Genomic DNA, 17,154 nt, shown 5'->3' on the forward strand with positions numbered 1-17,154 from the left:
ACAAAAGGGTAAGAGGCATCATGTCTGCATCAGGAGAAGTGATGACTACAGAGGATTACATAGGCCACCATCTGAGAAACCTTCAGTTGGACCTGAGTACCTTTAAGTTGGTCGATCCCCACGCTAGTCCAACATTTTGGACGTTGAACATTGACTCGCTTTTTTTCTCAGTAGTTCTCGGGGCTCTGTTCCTGTGGCTATTTAGAAGAGTTGCAGCCAATGCGACTAGTGGCGTACCCGGTAAGTTACAGACTGCAATAGAACTGATCATTGGTTTCGTTGATAACTCAGTCCGTGATATGTATCACGGTAAGAGCAAAGTTATTGCTCCTTTAGCATTAACAGTGTTCGTCTGGGTATTCTTAATGAACCTGATGGATTTACTCCCAATTGATTTCCTTCCGTATATTGCTGAACATTATCTCGGGTTACCTGCATTACGTGCAGTACCAACCGCAGATGTTAGTGTCACATTATCGATGGCTATTGGTGTGTTTATCCTAATCCTCTTCTACAGCATCAAAATGAAAGGAATTGGCGGATTTACAAAAGAGCTCACAATGCAGCCTTTTAACCATCCTGTCTTCATTCCAGTCAACTTGATTCTTGAAGGGGTAAGCCTGCTGTCAAAACCTGTATCACTCGGTCTGCGACTGTTTGGTAACATGTATGCAGGTGAATTGATCTTTATTCTTATCGCGGCTCTGCTTCCGTGGTGGTCACAGTGGTTGTTAAGCCTACCTTGGGCTATCTTCCACATACTGATTATTACGCTACAAGCCTTTATTTTTATGGTTCTGACGGTTGTTTATCTGTCGATGGCATCTGAAGAACACTAATTTAATTTTATCAATAATTGTATTAACTGAAACAAACTGGAGACTGTCATGGAAAACCTGAGTATGGATCTGCTGTACATGGCTGCCGCTGTGATGATGGGCTTAGCGGCGATCGGTGCTGCGATCGGTATCGGCATCCTAGGTGGTAAATTTTTAGAAGGTGCTGCTCGTCAGCCAGATTTAATTCCTCTGCTGCGTACACAGTTCTTTATCGTAATGGGTCTGGTCGATGCTATTCCGATGATTGCTGTTGGTCTGGGCTTGTATGTAATGTTCGCTGTTGCCTAATTAACGTTACGGAACACTGTAAGAACATTAATTCACTAATGAATATGAGGTATTGTCTGTGAATCTAAATGCAACAATCCTCGGCCAGGCTATCGCGTTTGTCCTGTTTGTTTGGTTCTGTATGAAGTATGTATGGCCACCGATTATGGCGGCCATTGAAAAACGTCAAAAAGAAATTGCTGACGGTTTATCTTCCGCAGAACGTGCTAAAAAGAACCTGGAACTGGCGCAAACCGACGCAACCGACCGACTGAAAAAAGCGAAAGCTGAAGCACAAGTCATCATTGAACAAGCGAATAAACAACGCACTCAAATGATTGATGAAGCAAAAGCAGAAGCAGAAGCAGAACGTGCAAAAATCGTCGCACAAGCGCAAGCTGAAATTGATGCTGAGCGTAAACGTGCACGTGAAGAGTTACGTAAACAGGTTGCGATGCTTGCTATCGCAGGTGCCGAGAAGATCATCGAACGTTCCGTGGATGAAGCTGCTAACAGCGACATCGTTGATAAACTAGTCGCTGAACTGTAAGGAGGGAGGGGCATGTCTGAAATCGCTACTGTAGCTCGCCCCTACGCCAAAGCAGCTTTTGACTTTGCTGTGGAAAACCAAGCTGTTGCTAAATGGCAGGAAATGCTGGCCTTCACCGCTGAGGTGACGCGCAATGAACAGGTTGGGGAGCTGCTTTCTGGTTCTATTGCACCAGAAACATTAGCTAAAACGTTTATCTCTGTTTGTGGAGATGAAATTGACGAGCATGTTCAGAATCTGATTCGTGTTATGGCAGATAACGGGCGTTTAACGACGCTACCAGAAGTTTTAACGCAGTTTATCCAATTGCGCGATTCTCTGGAATCAACCATTGAAGTTGATGTTTTATCCGCTAACGAACTGAGTGAACAGCAGTCAGCTAAAATTTCTGCAGCGATGGAAAAACGTCTGTCACGCAAAGTTAAGCTGAATTGCAAAATTGATAAGTCTGTTATTGCTGGAGTGATCATTCGTGCTGGAGACCTCGTCATTGATGGGAGTATCCGCGGTCGCTTAGAGCGTTTAACTGACGTCTTGCAGTCTTAAGGGGACTGGAGCATATGCAACTGAATTCCACCGAAATCAGCGAACTGATCAAACAGCGTATTGCTCAGTTCGATGTTGTGAGTGAAGCTCACAATGAAGGTACGATTGTATCCGTTAATGACGGTATTATTCGTATTCACGGTTTAGCCGAAGTCATGCAGGGTGAGATGATCGCGCTGCCTGGCAACCGTTACGCTATCGCACTGAACTTAGAGCGTGACTCTGTTGGTGCGGTCGTTATGGGTCCTTATGCCGACTTGGCAGAAGGCATGAAAGTTAAATGTACTGGTCGTATTCTTGAAGTTCCAGTAGGCCGTGGCCTGCTAGGACGTGTTGTGAATACACTGGGTCAACCAATTGATGGTAAAGGTCCTGTTGATAACGATGGCTTCTCTCCTGTAGAAGTTATTGCTCCAGGTGTTATCGACCGTCAATCTGTTGATCAACCAGTTCAAACTGGTTATAAATCAGTCGATGCCATGATCCCAATCGGTCGTGGTCAGCGTGAGCTTGTTATCGGTGACCGTCAAACAGGTAAAACTGCTTTGGCAATCGATGCAATCATCAACCAACGCGACTCAGGCATCAAATGTGTGTACGTGGCTATCGGCCAGAAAGCGTCTACCGTTTCTAACGTAGTTCGTAAACTGGAAGAGCACGGCGCGCTGCAAAATACTATCGTTGTTGTTGCTACAGCATCTGAATCAGCTGCTCTGCAATACTTAGCACCATATGCTGGTTGCGCGATGGGTGAATATTTCCGTGACCGCGGTGAAGATGCACTGATCGTATACGATGACCTGTCTAAACAGGCTGTGGCATACCGTCAAATTTCACTGTTGCTACGTCGTCCACCAGGGCGTGAAGCTTACCCAGGTGACGTTTTCTATCTGCACTCACGTTTACTTGAGCGTGCTGCTCGCGTTAACGCTGAATACGTAGAAAACTTTACTAAAGGTGAAGTTAAAGGCAAAACAGGTTCATTGACAGCTCTGCCTATCATTGAAACCCAAGCTGGTGACGTTTCTGCATTCGTACCAACAAACGTAATTTCGATTACAGATGGTCAGATCTTCCTGGAATCTAACCTGTTTAACTCTGGTATTCGTCCAGCGGTTAACCCAGGTATTTCAGTATCTCGTGTTGGTGGTGCTGCTCAGACTAAAATTATCAAGAAACTGTCTGGTGGTATCCGTACCGCACTTGCTCAGTATCGTGAACTGGCAGCGTTTGCTCAGTTTGCTTCCGACCTCGATGACGCGACTCGTAAACAGTTAAGTCATGGTCAGAAAGTAACTGAACTGCTGAAACAGAAACAGTACGCACCGATGTCAGTAGCAGAGCAGGCACTGTCTCTGTTCGCGGCAGAACGTGGGTTCTTGGATGATGTTGAGTTAGCGAAAATTGGTGCGTTTGAAGCTGCTTTAGTTTCTTTTGCACAGCGCGAGCATGCTGACCTTATGAACGAAATTGGCCCGGCTGGTAGCTATAACGATGATATCGAAGGCAAGTTGAAAAAACTGCTCGAATCATTTAAAGCAACTCAGTCCTGGTAATACTATTCGGCCCAGTTCTTAGGGCCGTCTGGTTAATAAGGAGAAGCAGAAATGGCCGGCGCAAAAGAGATACGTTCCAAGATCGGAAGTGTACAAAATACACAAAAGATCACTAAAGCGATGGAAATGGTCGCTGCGTCCAAAATGCGTAAAACGCAGGAACGCATGGCGGCCAGCCGTCCTTATGCAGAAACCATGCGCAGTGTGATTGGTCACCTAGCGTTAGGTAATCTGGAATATAAACACCCATATCTCGAAGAGCGTGAAGTTAAGCGTGTCGGGTATCTGGTTGTTTCAACAGACCGCGGTCTGTGTGGTGGCTTGAACATTAATCTGTTCAAAAAACTGTTAGCAGAGATGAAGTCATGGTCTGAGAAAAACGTTCAGGTTGATTTGGCTTTAATCGGTTCTAAAGCGGTATCATTCTTCGGGTCTGTGGGCGGCAATGTCGTGACTCAAGTTACCGGAATGGGGGATAACCCAACGCTTTCGGACTTGATTGGTCCAGTTAACACTATGCTACAAGCCTATGATGAAGGGCGTTTGGATAAACTGTATGTGGTGACGAATAAGTTCATCAATACAATGTCTCAGGAGCCAACTATTCTTCAATTGTTACCATTGCCTGCAAGTGATGATGAAACACTGAAGAAGAAGTCTTGGGATTACATTTACGAACCCGATCCTAAGGCGTTGCTGGATACCCTGCTACGTCGTTATATCGAGTCGCAGGTTTATCAGGGCGTCGTTGAAAACCTGGCTAGTGAGCAGGCCGCACGAATGGTAGCGATGAAAGCCGCTACTGATAATGGTGGAAACCTGATCAAAGAGTTACAGTTGGTTTACAACAAAGCTCGTCAGGCCAGCATTACTCAGGAGCTTACCGAAATTGTTTCGGGTGCTTCCGCGGTTTAACAGCTAGGTTTACGAATTACGTAGAGGATTCAAGATGGCTACTGGAAAGATTATCCAGGTAATCGGCGCCGTTGTGGACGTCGAGTTCCCTCAAGATGACGTACCAAAAGTGTACGACGCTCTTGAGGTTGTTAACGGTAAAGAAAAACTGGTGTTGGAAGTTCAGCAACAGTTAGGCGGTGGTGTTGTCCGTTGTATCGCAATGGGTACATCAGATGGCCTGAGCCGTGGTTTAGAAGTTGTAAACTTAGAGCACCCAATTGAAGTACCAGTAGGTAAAGCAACTTTAGGACGTATCATGAACGTTCTGGGTCAACCTATTGATATGAAAGGTGATATCGGCGAAGAAGAGCGCTGGTCTATTCACCGTGCTGCACCTAGCTACGAAGAGTTAGCTAACTCAACAGAACTGCTGGAAACCGGTATCAAAGTAATGGACTTAATCTGTCCATTCGCGAAAGGTGGTAAAGTTGGTCTGTTCGGTGGTGCGGGTGTTGGTAAAACAGTAAACATGATGGAACTGATCCGTAACATCGCGATTGAGCACTCAGGTTACTCAGTATTCGCTGGTGTTGGTGAGCGTACTCGTGAAGGGAACGACTTCTATCATGAAATGACCGACTCAAACGTTCTGGATAAAGTATCACTGGTTTATGGCCAGATGAATGAGCCACCAGGAAACCGTCTGCGCGTTGCGTTGACTGGTCTGACTATGGCTGAAAAATTCCGTGACGAAGGTCGTGACGTACTGCTGTTCGTTGACAACATCTATCGTTATACACTGGCAGGTACTGAAGTATCAGCACTGTTAGGCCGTATGCCTTCAGCGGTAGGTTATCAGCCAACGCTGGCGGAAGAGATGGGTGTTCTGCAAGAACGTATTACCTCAACTCAAACAGGTTCTATCACTTCCGTTCAAGCGGTTTACGTTCCTGCGGATGACTTGACTGACCCATCACCAGCAACCACCTTTGCTCACTTAGACGCAACGGTAGTTCTGAGCCGTCAAATCGCATCACTGGGTATCTACCCTGCGGTTGACCCTCTGGATTCTACTAGCCGTCAGCTTGACCCACTGGTTGTTGGTCAAGAGCACTATGATGTTGCTCGTGGCGTTCAGTCTATTCTGCAACGTTACCAAGAACTGAAAGATATCATTGCAATCCTGGGTATGGATGAACTGTCTGAAGAAGACAAACTGGTTGTTGCTCGTGCTCGTAAGATCCAGCGCTTCCTGTCTCAACCATTCTTCGTTGCTGAAGTATTTACCGGTTCACCAGGTAAGTTCGTTTCTCTGAAAGACACTATCCGTGGCTTCAGTGGGATCCTGAACGGTGATTACGACCACCTGCCAGAACAAGCGTTCTATATGGTTGGTACCATTGAAGAAGCTGTGGAAAAAGCGAAAAAGCTTTAATCCAGCTGACAGGAGGTTGATATGGTAGCTGCAATGACATACCACCTGACTGTAGTAAGTGCTGAAAAACAAATGTTTGAAGGCATGGTACAGAAAATTCAGGTGACAGGTAGTGAAGGTGAGCTGGGGATTTACCCGCAGCATACCCCGCTGCTGACTGCCATAAAACCGGGCATGGTACGTATTACCAAACAGTTTGGTGAAGAAGAGCTAATTTACCTCTCCGGCGGTATTTTAGAAGTACAACCAAATGGTGTTATCGTACTCGCTGATACAGCGATCCGTGGTAAAGATTTAGACGAAGCTCGTGCAGTGGAATCTAAACGCAAAGCGGAAGAACACGTCCGTAAAGCTCACGGCGATGTTGATTATGCTCAGGCATCAGCAGAACTTGCAAAAGCAATAGCGAAACTTCGAGTCATCGAGTTAACTAAAAAGCTAATGTAATGATAGCGGTATAGTAAAAAAAGCCAGTTGGTTAAGTCTAACTGGCTTTTTTATTTGAGCGAAATATGTAGTAATTTATAAAGGAAATAGGTTTACTTTTATCCCTAAGTTGGAGTTTCAGGAAAAATGACTGTGCAAAGAAAAAGTGTCGTGATTTTAGCTGCCGGTAAAGGCACACGGATGTATTCAGAGCTACCTAAAGTTTTGCATTTGCTTGCAGGCAAACCGATGGTTCAGCATGTTATAGATACAGCAAAATCCATTGGTGCATCAGATATTCATCTGGTATACGGACATGGCGGTGATTTACTGAAAGAAAAACTGGGTGAGCAAAACCTCAACTGGGTATTGCAGGCTGAGCAGCTTGGTACTGGCCATGCGATGCAACAAGCTGCACCGTGTTTCCAAGACGATGAAAATATTGTCATGTTATATGGCGATGTACCGTTGATAGCCAAAGATACCTTAGATCGTTTAATCGAAGTGAAGCCAGAAGGTGGTATTGGCTTGTTGACGGTTATTTTAGATAACCCAACAGGGTATGGCCGTATCATTCGTGAAAACAATGAAGTCGTCGGTATTATCGAGCAAAAAGATGCCAGCGAAGAGCAACGTAAAATCCAAGAAATCAACACTGGAATTATGGTTGCCAGTGGCAAAGATTTTAAACGTTGGTTGGCTCAGCTGAACAACGATAACGCACAAGGCGAATATTATATTACTGATATTATTGCATTGGCACATAAAGAAGGTAATAAAATTGCAACCGTTCACCCTAAACATTTAAGTGAGATGGAAGGGGTAAATAACCGCCTACAACTGGCTGCGTTAGAAAGGGTTTATCAGAAAGAACAAGCTGAAAAACTGTTATTAGCCGGCGTGATGTTGATTGACCCTGCACGTTTTGATTTGCGCGGAACGCTGACTCATGGTCGCGATATTATTATTGATACTAACGTGATTATTGAAGGTAATGTCACATTAGGGAATAACGTACATATTCAATCTGGCTGTATTTTGAAAGACTGTGTAATCGGTGATAACTCAGTGATTAGCCCGTATTCAGTCATAGAAAACTCTGAATTATCAGCTGAATGTACGGTTGGTCCTTTTGCGCGTTTACGTCCAGGTGCTAAATTAGCGGCCAAAGCGCACGTAGGTAATTTTGTCGAAATGAAAAATGCTTCTTTAGGTTTAGGTTCTAAAGCGGGTCATTTAAGTTACCTCGGGGATGCGCAAATTGGTGATAACGTCAATATTGGCGCAGGAACCATCACTTGTAATTATGATGGTGCCAATAAACACAAAACCATTATTGGTGACGATGTGTTTGTAGGGTCTGATACTCAGTTAGTTGCGCCAGTTTCTGTTGCCAAAGGTGCAACAATAGGTGCTGGCACGACGGTAACGCGTGATGTGAATGAAGACGAACTTGTCGTTAGCCGTGTAAAGCAAATGCATATTAAAAACTGGCAACGTCCAGTTAAGAAAAAATAAGTAAATTTTGAGGAGAGATAGCGATATCTCTTCTATGATAAAACGCTAATTAAATAGCGAAATTAAAATAGCTACCCAAGGTAGCAACATAAAAATAATATCCCCATTTTCTACAAGGCTGGGGAACAGTGAAAACTGTACAACAATTAGGTTGCGACAAATAAAGGTTTCTCAAGAAAGAAACTTTTTGTCTAGGAATTAAAAAACATGTGTGGAATTGTAGGTGCTGTTGCACAACGTGATATCGCAGAAATTCTGTTAGAAGGTCTTCGTCGTCTTGAGTACCGTGGTTATGATTCAGCCGGTATGGCTGTCGTTGATCACGAAGGACATTTACAACGCTTACGTGAAGTGGGCAAAGTACAAATGTTAGCGGAAGAAGCGGAGAAAAACCCAGTATCGGGTGGAACGGGGATTGCACATACCCGTTGGGCGACTCATGGTATTCCAAGTGAACGCAATGCTCATCCGCATACCTCTGGTTATATTGCGGTTGTTCATAACGGCATTATTGAAAACTATTTAGAACTGAAAGATGAACTGAAAAAACTCGGTTATATCTTTAGTTCAGAAACTGATACCGAAGTGATTGCTCACCTTGTTCACCATGAACAACAAAAAGGTGGCACGCTGGTGGAAGTGGTTCAACGTGTTATCCCACAATTGCGCGGTGCTTACGGTACCGTGATCATGGATAGCCGTATTCCTGAATTATTAGTTGCTGCACGTTCTGGTAGCCCATTGGTTATTGGTTTAGGTGTGGGGGAAAACTTTTTAGCATCAGACCAATTAGCGCTGTTGCCTGTGACTCGTCGCTTTATTTACCTTGAAGAAGGGGATGTTGCTGAAGTCACTCGTCGTACTGTTCATATTTTTGATAAAAATGGTGAAGCTGTCGATCGCGAGCAAATTGAATCAAACGTTCAATATGATGCAGGCGATAAAGGCGTCTATCGCCATTACATGCAAAAAGAAATTTACGAACAACCAATGGCAATTAAAAACACCCTTGAAGGGCGTTTTGACAAAGACAATGGTATCGATTTAAGCGAATTAGGCCCTCGTGCGAGTGAAATTTTATCTCAAGTTGAACATATCCAAATCGTCGCATGCGGGACATCCTACAATGCGGGAATGGTTGCACGTTATTGGTTTGAATCTTTAGCCGGTATTCCTTGTGATGTAGAAATTGCTTCTGAGTATCGCTATCGTAACCCCGCACACCGTAAAAACAGCCTGATGATTACGTTGTCTCAATCAGGTGAAACCGCAGATACACTGGCCGCTCTTCGTTTATCAAAAGAATTAGGCTATTTGACATCTTTAGCGGTATGTAACGTGGCAGGTTCTTCACTGGTACGTGAATCTGAATTTGCCCTGATGACCAAGGCAGGAGCCGAAATTGGTGTGGCATCCACTAAAGCATTTACCACGCAGTTAACCGTCTTATTGATGTTAGTTGCGTATATGGGCCGCTTGAAAGGTGCTAACCCTGAGCTCGAAGAAAACATTTCTCACGCTCTACATGCACTGCCTGCACGTATTGAAAGCATGCTATCCCAAGATAAAGTCATCGAGGCATTGGCAGAAGATTTCTCTGATAAACACCACGCGTTATTCTTAGGTCGCGGTGATCAATTCCCTATTGCCGTTGAAGGGGCTCTGAAATTAAAAGAGATTTCTTACATTCACGCAGAAGCGTATGCCGCGGGTGAATTAAAGCATGGCCCATTAGCGCTAATTGATGCTGATATGCCTGTTATCATCGTGGCACCTAACAATGAATTGTTAGAAAAACTCAAATCGAACATTGAGGAAGTCCGTGCGCGTGGTGGTTTGCTGTATGTATTCGCTGACCAAGATGCAGGCTTTGAAGCCAGTGAAAATATGAAAATTGTTTCACTGCCCCATGTTGAAGAGCTGATCGCACCAATTTTCTACACTGTTCCTCTGCAACTGTTGTCTTATCACGTTGCATTGATTAAAGGTACAGACGTTGACCAGCCTCGTAACTTGGCAAAGTCGGTGACGGTTGAGTAATCTCACTCTGATTTAAAAATCCAGCTGTGGGCGGACAATAAAGTCTTAAACTGAACAAAATAGATCTAAACTATGACAATAAAGTCTTAAACTAGACAGAATAGTTGTAAACTGAAATCAGTCCAGTTATGCTGTGAAAAAGCATACTGGACTTTTGTTATGGCTAAAGCAAACTCTTCATTTTCTGAAGTGCAAATTGCCCGTCGTATTAAAGAGGGGCGTGGCCAAGGGCATGGTAAAGACTATATTCCATGGCTAACAGTACAAGAAGTTCCTTCTTCAGGTCGTTCCCACCGTATTTATTCTCATAAGACGGGACGAGTCCATCATTTGCTATCTGACTTAGAGCTTGCTGTTTTTCTCAGTCTTGAGTGGGAGAGCAGCGTGCTAGATATACGCGAGCAGTTCCCCTTATTACCTAGTGATACCAGGCAGATTGCAATAGATAGTGGTATTAAGCATCCTGTTATTCGTGGTGTAGATCAGGTTATGTCTACTGATTTTTTAGTGGACTGCAAAGATGGTCCTTTTGAGCAGTTTGCTATTCAAGTCAAACCTGCAGCAGCCTTACAAGACGAGCGTACCTTAGAAAAACTAGAACTAGAGCGTCGCTATTGGCAGCAAAAGCAAATTCCTTGGTTCATTTTTACTGATAAAGAAATAAATCCCGTAGTAAAAGAAAATATTGAATGGCTTTATTCAGTGAAAACAGAAGAAGTTTCTGCGGAGCTTTTAGCACAACTATCCCCATTGGCCCATATCCTGCAAGAAAAAGGAGATGAAAACATTATCAATGTCTGTAAGCAGGTTGATATTGCTTATGATTTGGAGTTAGGCAAAACATTGAGTGAGATACGAGCCTTAACCGCAAATGGTTTTATTAAGTTCAATATTTATAAGTCTTTCAGGGCAAATAAGTGTGCAGATCTCTGTATTAGCCAAGTAGTGAATATGGAGGAGTTGCGCTATGTGGCAAATTAATGAGGTTGTGCTATTTGATAATGATCCGTATCGCATTTTGGCTATAGAGGATGGCCAAGTTGTCTGGATGCAAATAAGCGCTGATAAAGGAGTTCCACAAGCTAGGGCTGAGTTGTTGCTAATGCAGTATTTAGATGAAGGCCGCTTAGTTAGAACTGATGACCCTTATGTACATCTTGATTTAGAAGAGCCGTCTGTAGATTCTGTCAGCTTCCAGAAGCGCGAGGAGGATTATCGAAAAATTCTTCCTATTATTAATAGTAAGGATCGTTTCGACCCTAAAGTCAGAAGCGAACTCGTTGAGCATGTGGTCCAAGAACATAAGGTTACTAAGGCTACAGTTTATAAGTTGTTACGCCGTTACTGGCAGCGTGGTCAAACGCCTAATGCATTAATTCCTGACTACAAAAACAGCGGTGCACCAGGGGAAAGACGTTCAGCGACAGGAACAGCAAAGATTGGCCGAGCCAGAGAATATGGTAAGGGTGAAGGAACCAAGGTAACGCCCGAGATTGAACGCCTTTTTAGGTTGACCATAGAAAAGCACCTGTTAAATCAAAAAGGTACAAAGACCACCGTTGCCTATAGACGATTTGTGGACTTGTTTGCTCAGTATTTTCCTCGCATTCCCCAAGAGGATTACCCAACACTACGTCAGTTTCGTTATTTTTATGATCGAGAATACCCTAAAGCTCAGCGCTTAAAGTCTAGAGTTAAAGCAGGGGTATATAAAAAAGACGTACGACCCTTAAGTAGTACAGCCACTTCTCAGGCGTTAGGCCCTGGGAGTCGTTATGAGATTGATGCCACGATTGCTGATATTTATTTAGTGGATCATCATGATCGCCAAAAAATCATAGGAAGACCAACGCTTTACATTGTGATTGATGTGTTTAGTCGGATGATCACGGGCTTTTATATCGGCTTTGAAAATCCGTCTTATGTGGTGGCGATGCAGGCTTTTGTAAATGCTTGCTCTGACAAAACGGCCATTTGTGCCCAGCATGATATTGAGATTAGTAGCTCAGACTGGCCGTGTGTAGGTTTGCCAGATGTGTTGCTAGCGGACCGTGGCGAATTAATGAGTCATCAGGTCGAAGCCTTAGTTTCTAGTTTTAATGTGCGAGTGGAAAGTGCTCCACCTAGACGTGGCGATGCTAAAGGCATAGTGGAAAGCACTTTTAGAACACTACAAGCCGAGTTTAAGTCCTTTGCACCTGGCATTGTAGAGGGCAGTCGGATCAAAAGCCATGGTGAAACAGACTATAGGTTAGATGCATCTCTGTCGGTATTTGAGTTCACACAAATTATTTTGCGTACGATCTTATTCAGAAATAACCATCTGGTGATGGATAAATACGATCGAGATGCTGATTTTCCTACAGATTTACCGTCTATTCCTGTCCAGCTATGGCAATGGGGTATGCAGCATCGTACAGGTAGTTTAAGGGCTGTGGAGCAAGAGCAGTTGCGAGTAGCGTTACTGCCTCGCCGAAAGGTCTCTATTTCTTCATTTGGCGTTAATTTGTGGGGTTTGTATTACTCGGGGTCAGAGATTCTGCGTGAGGGTTGGTTGCAGCGGAGCACTGATATAGCTAGACCTCAACATTTAGAAGCGGCTTATGACCCAGTGCTGGTTGATACGATTTATTTGTTTCCGCAAGTTGGCAGCCGTGTATTTTGGCGCTGTAATCTGACGGAACGTAGTCGGCAGTTTAAAGGTCTCTCATTTTGGGAGGTTTGGGATATACAAGCACAAGAAAAACACAATAAAGCCAATGCGAAGCAGGATGAGTTAACTAAACGCAGGGAGCTTGAGGCGTTTATTCAGCAAACCATTCAGAAAGCGAATAAGTTAACGCCCAGTACTACTGAGCCCAAATCAACACGCATTAAGCAGATTAAAACTAATAAAAAAGAAGCCGTGACCTCGGAGCGTAAAAAACGTGCGGAGCATTTGAAGCCAAGCTCTTCAGGTGATGAGGCTAAAGTTATTCCTTTCAACGCAGTGGAAGCGGATGATCAAGAAGATTACAGCCTACCCACATACGTGCCTGAATTATTTCAGGATCCACCAGAAAAGGATGAGTCATGAGTGCTACCCGGATTCAAGCAGTTTATCGTGATACGGGGGTAGAGGCTTATCGTGATAATCCTTTTATCGAGGCCTTACCACCATTACAAGAGTCAGTGAATAGTGCTGCATCACTGAAATCCTCTTTACAGCTTACTTCCTCTGACTTGCAAAAGTCCCGTGTTATCAGAGCTCATACCATTTGTCGTATTCCAGATGACTATTTTCAGCCATTAGGTACGCATTTGCTACTAAGTGAGCGTATTTCGGTCATGATTCGAGGTGGCTACGTAGGCAGAAATCCTAAAACAGGAGATTTACAAAAGCATTTACAAAATGGTTATGAGCGTGTTCAAACGGGAGAGTTGGAGACATTTCGCTTTGAGGAGGCACGATCTACGGCACAAAGCTTATTGTTAATTGGTTGTTCTGGTAGTGGGAAGACGACCTCTCTTCATCGTATTCTAGCCACGTATCCTCAGGTGATTTACCATCGTGAACTCAATGTAGAGCAGGTGGTGTATTTGAAAATAGACTGCTCGCATAATGGTTCGCTAAAAGAAATCTGCTTGAATTTTTTCAGAGCGTTGGATCGAGCCTTGGGCTCGAACTATGAGCGTCGTTATGGCTTAAAACGTCATGGTATAGAAACCATGTTGGCTTTGATGTCGCAAATAGCCAATGCACATGCTTTAGGGTTGTTGGTTATTGATGAAATTCAGCATTTAAGCCGCTCTCGTTCGGGTGGATCTCAAGAGATGCTGAACTTTTTTGTGACGATGGTGAATATTATTGGCGTACCAGTGATGTTGATTGGTACCCCTAAAGCACGAGAGATTTTTGAGGCTGATTTGCGGTCTGCACGTAGAGGGGCAGGGTTTGGAGCTATATTCTGGGATCCTATACAACAAACGCAACGTGGAAAGCCCAATCAAGAGTGGATCGCTTTTACGGATAATCTTTGGCAATTACAGCTTTTACAACGCAAAGATGCGCTGTTATCGGATGAGGTCCGTGATGTGTGGTATGAGCTAAGCCAAGGAGTGATGGACATTGTAGTAAAACTTTTTGTACTCGCTCAGCTCCGTGCGCTAGCTTTAGGCAATGAGCGTATTACCGCTGGTTTATTGCGGCAAGTGTATCAAGATGAGTTAAAGCCTGTGCACCCCATGCTAGAGGCATTACGCTCGGGTATCCCAGAACGCATTGCTCGTTATTCTGATCTAGTCGTTCCCGAGATTGATAAACGGTTAATCCAACTTCAGCTAGATATCGCAGCGATACAAGAACAAACACCAGAAGAAAAAGCCCTTCAAGAGTTAGATACCGAAGATCAGCGTCATTTATATCTGATGCTGAAAGAGGATTACGATTCAAGCCTGTTAATTCCCACTATTAAAAAAGCGTTTAGCCAGAATCCAACGATGACAAGACAAAAGTTACTGCCTCTTGTTTTGCAGTGGTTGATGGAAGGCGAAACGGTAGTGTCAGAACTAGAAAAGCCCTCCAAGAGTAAAAAGGTTTCGGCTATAAAGGTAGTCAAGCCCAGCGACTGGGATAGCTTGCCTGATACGGATTTACGTTATATCTATTCACAACGCCAACCTGAAAAAACCATGCATGAACGGTTAAAAGGGAAAGGGGTAATAGTGGATATGGCGAGCTTATTTAAACAAGCAGGTTAGCCATGAGAAACTTTCCTGTTCCGTACTCGAATGAGCTGATTTATAGCACTATTGCACGGGCAGGCGTTTATCAAGGGATTGTTAGTCCTAAGCAGCTGTTGGATGAGGTGTATGGCAACCGCAAGGTGGTCGCTACCTTAGGTCTGCCCTCGCATTTAGGTGTGATAGCAAGACATCTACATCAAACAGGACGTTACGCTGTTCAGCAGCTTATTTATGAGCATACCTTATTCCCTTTATATGCTCCGTTTGTAGGCAAGGAGCGCCGAGACGAAGCTATTCGGTTAATGGAGTACCAAGCGCAAGGTGCGGTGCATTTAATGCTAGGAGTCGCTGCTTCTAGAGTTAAGAGCGATAACCGCTTTAGATACTGCCCTGATTGCGTTGCTCTTCAGCTAAATAGGTATGGGGAAGCCTTTTGGCAACGAGATTGGTATTTGCCCGCTTTGCCATATTGTCCAAAACACGGTGCTTTAGTCTTCTTTGATAGAGCTGTAGATGATCACCGACATCAATTTTGGGCTTTGGGTCATACTGAGCTGCTTTCAGACTACCCCAAAGACTCCCTATCTCAATTAACAGCACTAGCTGCTTATATAGCCCCTCTGTTAGAGGGGGAACCGCAGAATTCGGAAAAAATCGTACGCTAAGCTAACGGTGTTCTCGTGACAGCTCTTTGACTAGGCTTTCTAAGGCCATTCTGATAGCCCTGACTTCCTGAAAAGCCATGGCTAAAATTTGTGCGGCTAAAAGGGATAACCGATGGTAAAGTAAGTTATCCCTGTCGAGATACTGAAAAGCGTTATCCTCGTTTTTCCCAAAACTGTTTTGCCAGTTCGCTCAGAGCGCTAGTTAACTGAGCGACAGATTTCGCACTTTGCAAATTATTCTGCCCGGTCTGTACATTGGTATCAGCAGCATCGCGTATATTGATAATACTGCGGTTTATGTCTTCACTTACTGCTCCCTGCTGCTCGACCGCAGTCGCTATTTGCGCGTTCATGTCGGTAATTTCGTTAACGCGTTGGCCAATTCCATCAAGAGCTGTAGCTGCTTCCTCTGCGTGAGCTACACTCGTGTGCGCTTGCCGACTACTTTGCTCCATGACTGTAACAGCGGATTGCGCTCGCTCTTGTAGAGCGCTGATCATGCTTTGAATATCCGTTGTCGATTGCTGTGTGCGAGCAGCAAGACTGCGAACCTCATCGGCGACAACAGCAAAACCACGCCCCTGCTCACCAGCACGCGCGGCCTCAATTGCTGCGTTGAGTGCCAACAAATTCGTTTGCTCGGCGATCCCTCGTATAACGTCAAGAACTTTTGATATCTCGTTACTTTGACCTTCAAGCTCATGAATAACCTGAGTGGCTTGCCTAATTTCACCTTCAAGGGCAGTGATTGACTGGCTTGTGTGGGCTACCAGACGCTGGCCAGATGCCGTCTCAGTGTCTGCTCTTCCGGCCGCATCTGCAGCATGCTGTGCATTGCTCGCAACCTCTTGAATGCTTGCCACCATTTGGTTTACTGCCGTTGCTATTTGATCTGTCTCTGCCTGCTGCTCAACTGTAAGTACATTGCTTGACTCAATATCCTTTAGTAGGCCTCGGGTGTGTTCGCTAAGCCGATTTGATGCATCACCTATGCGACCTACTATGGCGCCTGTTTCAGCTTGCATCATTCGTAAAGCAAACTCTATTTGGCCAAACTCATCGGTGCGCCCAGTGTAGAGGGATTGACTTAATGGGTTATTGGAAATATTCCTGGCTCTTTCAACCAGTCTTCCAAGAGGAGAGAGAATAGCCAAAACACTAACAGAGCTTAAGCTTCCTGACATTAAAGTGGCTAACAATAAGCTGCTTATTGATGTATCAGTAAGCATGCCGGCAGCCATTGCGCTTGATATAATACTACCCCATATGAGCAAGAGTATTTTCACGGAAAAGCTAGCAGCCAATTTCGGCCTCGCGGCCTTCCCGCTTCTCAATTGAGCATATAATTTTTCCGCAGCCAAAACCTGCTCAGGTTCAGGCTTGGTCCTTACAGACTGGTATTCAACAATCGAACCATTCTTAGCTATTGGCGTTACATAAGCACTTACCCAATAGTGGTCGCCATTTTTACAGCGATTTTTTACTAGCCCCATCCATGAGCGGCCAGATTTTAATGTACTCCACATATGCTCAAATGCAGCAGGCGGCATATCTGGGTGTCTTACGATGTTGTGAGGCTGGCCTAATAGTTCTTCCTCAGTGAAACCACTGATTTTAATGAAGTCAGGATTAACGTACGTGATATGGCTTTGAGGGGAGGTAGTCGAAAGAATATTGGCATCTTTTGGGG

At 44.4% G+C, this 17,154-nt stretch carries 15 protein-coding genes; 14 read left to right on the forward strand and 1 reads right to left on the reverse strand.

All coding sequences use genetic code 11. The features are described 5' to 3' along the window. Positions 1-20 precede the first annotated feature (20 nt). The 14 genes from atpB (at position 21) to PSF42_RS18855 (ending at position 15,464) form a co-directional block, all read left to right on the forward strand. Entirely contained in the window at positions 21-839 is an 819-nt protein-coding gene (atpB, locus tag PSF42_RS18790) for a F0F1 ATP synthase subunit A (protein ID WP_042846803.1), read from the forward strand. A 48-nt stretch (positions 840-887) separates the two neighbouring features. Beyond that, positions 888-1,127 carry a F0F1 ATP synthase subunit C gene (gene atpE, locus PSF42_RS18795; RefSeq protein WP_004093904.1) on the forward strand — a complete coding sequence of 80 codons (240 nt, stop codon included), beginning with the start codon at positions 888-890 and terminating at the stop codon, positions 1,125-1,127. Positions 1,128-1,185: 58 nt separating this feature from the next. Then, positions 1,186-1,656 (forward strand): F0F1 ATP synthase subunit B, encoded by a 471-nt coding sequence (gene atpF, locus PSF42_RS18800; protein WP_042846802.1) that lies wholly within the window; start codon positions 1,186-1,188, stop codon positions 1,654-1,656. 12 nt (positions 1,657-1,668) lie between these two features. Continuing rightward, a complete protein-coding gene (gene atpH / locus PSF42_RS18805; protein ID WP_125893831.1) occupies positions 1,669-2,202 on the forward strand; it encodes a F0F1 ATP synthase subunit delta in 534 nt (177 codons plus the stop codon). Positions 2,203-2,216: 14 nt separating this feature from the next. Further along, entirely contained in the window at positions 2,217-3,758 is a 1,542-nt protein-coding gene (atpA, locus tag PSF42_RS18810; protein ID WP_004906297.1) for a F0F1 ATP synthase subunit alpha, read from the forward strand. Between the two features lie 51 nt (positions 3,759-3,809). Continuing rightward, a complete protein-coding gene (gene atpG, locus PSF42_RS18815; protein WP_125893829.1) occupies positions 3,810-4,673 on the forward strand; it encodes a F0F1 ATP synthase subunit gamma in 864 nt (287 codons plus the stop codon). A gap of 34 nt (positions 4,674-4,707) precedes the next feature. After that, complete coding sequence (gene atpD / locus PSF42_RS18820; protein WP_004906293.1) at positions 4,708-6,090, forward strand: F0F1 ATP synthase subunit beta; 1,383 nt, start codon at positions 4,708-4,710, stop codon at positions 6,088-6,090. 21 nt (positions 6,091-6,111) lie between these two features. Then, positions 6,112-6,537 carry a F0F1 ATP synthase subunit epsilon gene (locus PSF42_RS18825; protein ID WP_004906291.1) on the forward strand — a complete coding sequence of 142 codons (426 nt, stop codon included), beginning with the start codon at positions 6,112-6,114 and terminating at the stop codon, positions 6,535-6,537. Positions 6,538-6,663: 126 nt separating this feature from the next. Then, a complete protein-coding gene (gene glmU / locus PSF42_RS18830) occupies positions 6,664-8,034 on the forward strand; it encodes a bifunctional UDP-N-acetylglucosamine diphosphorylase/glucosamine-1-phosphate N-acetyltransferase GlmU (protein ID WP_125893827.1) in 1,371 nt (456 codons plus the stop codon). Positions 8,035-8,241: 207 nt separating this feature from the next. Beyond that, a complete protein-coding gene (gene glmS, locus PSF42_RS18835) occupies positions 8,242-10,074 on the forward strand; it encodes a glutamine--fructose-6-phosphate transaminase (isomerizing) (protein WP_272680499.1) in 1,833 nt (610 codons plus the stop codon). 159 nt (positions 10,075-10,233) lie between these two features. Next, positions 10,234-11,055, forward strand: coding sequence for a TnsA endonuclease N-terminal domain-containing protein (locus PSF42_RS18840; RefSeq protein WP_001029679.1), 822 nt, complete (start codon positions 10,234-10,236; stop codon positions 11,053-11,055). Continuing rightward, the gene (locus tag PSF42_RS18845; protein WP_000267723.1) at positions 11,042-13,150 is read left to right on the forward strand and encodes a DDE-type integrase/transposase/recombinase; all 2,109 of its coding nucleotides are present in this window, start codon (positions 11,042-11,044) and stop codon (positions 13,148-13,150) included. The genes PSF42_RS18840 and PSF42_RS18845 overlap by 14 nt, the downstream gene beginning before the upstream one ends. Beyond that, the gene (locus tag PSF42_RS18850) at positions 13,147-14,814 is read left to right on the forward strand and encodes an AAA family ATPase (RefSeq protein ID WP_001276994.1); all 1,668 of its coding nucleotides are present in this window, start codon (positions 13,147-13,149) and stop codon (positions 14,812-14,814) included. Before PSF42_RS18845 ends, PSF42_RS18850 begins: the two co-directional genes overlap by 4 nt. Before the next feature lie 2 nt (positions 14,815-14,816). Continuing rightward, positions 14,817-15,464, forward strand: a complete 648-nt coding sequence (locus tag PSF42_RS18855; protein ID WP_425288178.1) for a TniQ family protein — start codon at positions 14,817-14,819, stop codon at positions 15,462-15,464. A gap of 152 nt (positions 15,465-15,616) precedes the next feature. Here the strand turns inward: PSF42_RS18855 and PSF42_RS18860 are convergent. Beyond that, positions 15,617-17,154: methyl-accepting chemotaxis protein (locus PSF42_RS18860; protein ID WP_023148183.1), on the reverse strand; the 1,538-nt coding region annotated here is incomplete at its 5' end.

It is taken from the genome of Providencia sp. PROV032, assembly GCF_028484875.1.
Taxonomy (GTDB): Bacteria; Pseudomonadota; Gammaproteobacteria; order Enterobacterales; family Enterobacteriaceae; genus Providencia; species Providencia rettgeri_E.

What these genes read in the sequence shown, in the direction of transcription:
- atpA (WP_004906297.1), top strand. Translation starts at nt 2,217, where the DNA reads ATGCAACTGAATTCCACCGAAATCAGCGAACTGATCAAACAGCGTATT.
- atpD (WP_004906293.1), top strand. Translation starts at nt 4,708, where the DNA reads ATGGCTACTGGAAAGATTATCCAGGTAATCGGCGCCGTTGTGGACGTC.
- PSF42_RS18845 (WP_000267723.1), top strand. Translation starts at nt 11,042, where the DNA reads ATGTGGCAAATTAATGAGGTTGTGCTATTTGATAATGATCCGTATCGC.
- glmU (WP_125893827.1), top strand. Translation starts at nt 6,664, where the DNA reads ATGACTGTGCAAAGAAAAAGTGTCGTGATTTTAGCTGCCGGTAAAGGC.
- PSF42_RS18850 (WP_001276994.1), top strand. Translation starts at nt 13,147, where the DNA reads ATGAGTGCTACCCGGATTCAAGCAGTTTATCGTGATACGGGGGTAGAG.
- PSF42_RS18825 (WP_004906291.1), top strand. Translation starts at nt 6,112, where the DNA reads ATGGTAGCTGCAATGACATACCACCTGACTGTAGTAAGTGCTGAAAAA.
- atpG (WP_125893829.1), top strand. Translation starts at nt 3,810, where the DNA reads ATGGCCGGCGCAAAAGAGATACGTTCCAAGATCGGAAGTGTACAAAAT.
- atpE (WP_004093904.1), top strand. Translation starts at nt 888, where the DNA reads ATGGAAAACCTGAGTATGGATCTGCTGTACATGGCTGCCGCTGTGATG.
- atpB (WP_042846803.1), top strand. Translation starts at nt 21, where the DNA reads ATGTCTGCATCAGGAGAAGTGATGACTACAGAGGATTACATAGGCCAC.
- atpH (WP_125893831.1), top strand. Translation starts at nt 1,669, where the DNA reads ATGTCTGAAATCGCTACTGTAGCTCGCCCCTACGCCAAAGCAGCTTTT.
- PSF42_RS18855 (WP_425288178.1), top strand. Translation starts at nt 14,817, where the DNA reads ATGAGAAACTTTCCTGTTCCGTACTCGAATGAGCTGATTTATAGCACT.
- PSF42_RS18840 (WP_001029679.1), top strand. Translation starts at nt 10,234, where the DNA reads ATGGCTAAAGCAAACTCTTCATTTTCTGAAGTGCAAATTGCCCGTCGT.
- glmS (WP_272680499.1), top strand. Translation starts at nt 8,242, where the DNA reads ATGTGTGGAATTGTAGGTGCTGTTGCACAACGTGATATCGCAGAAATT.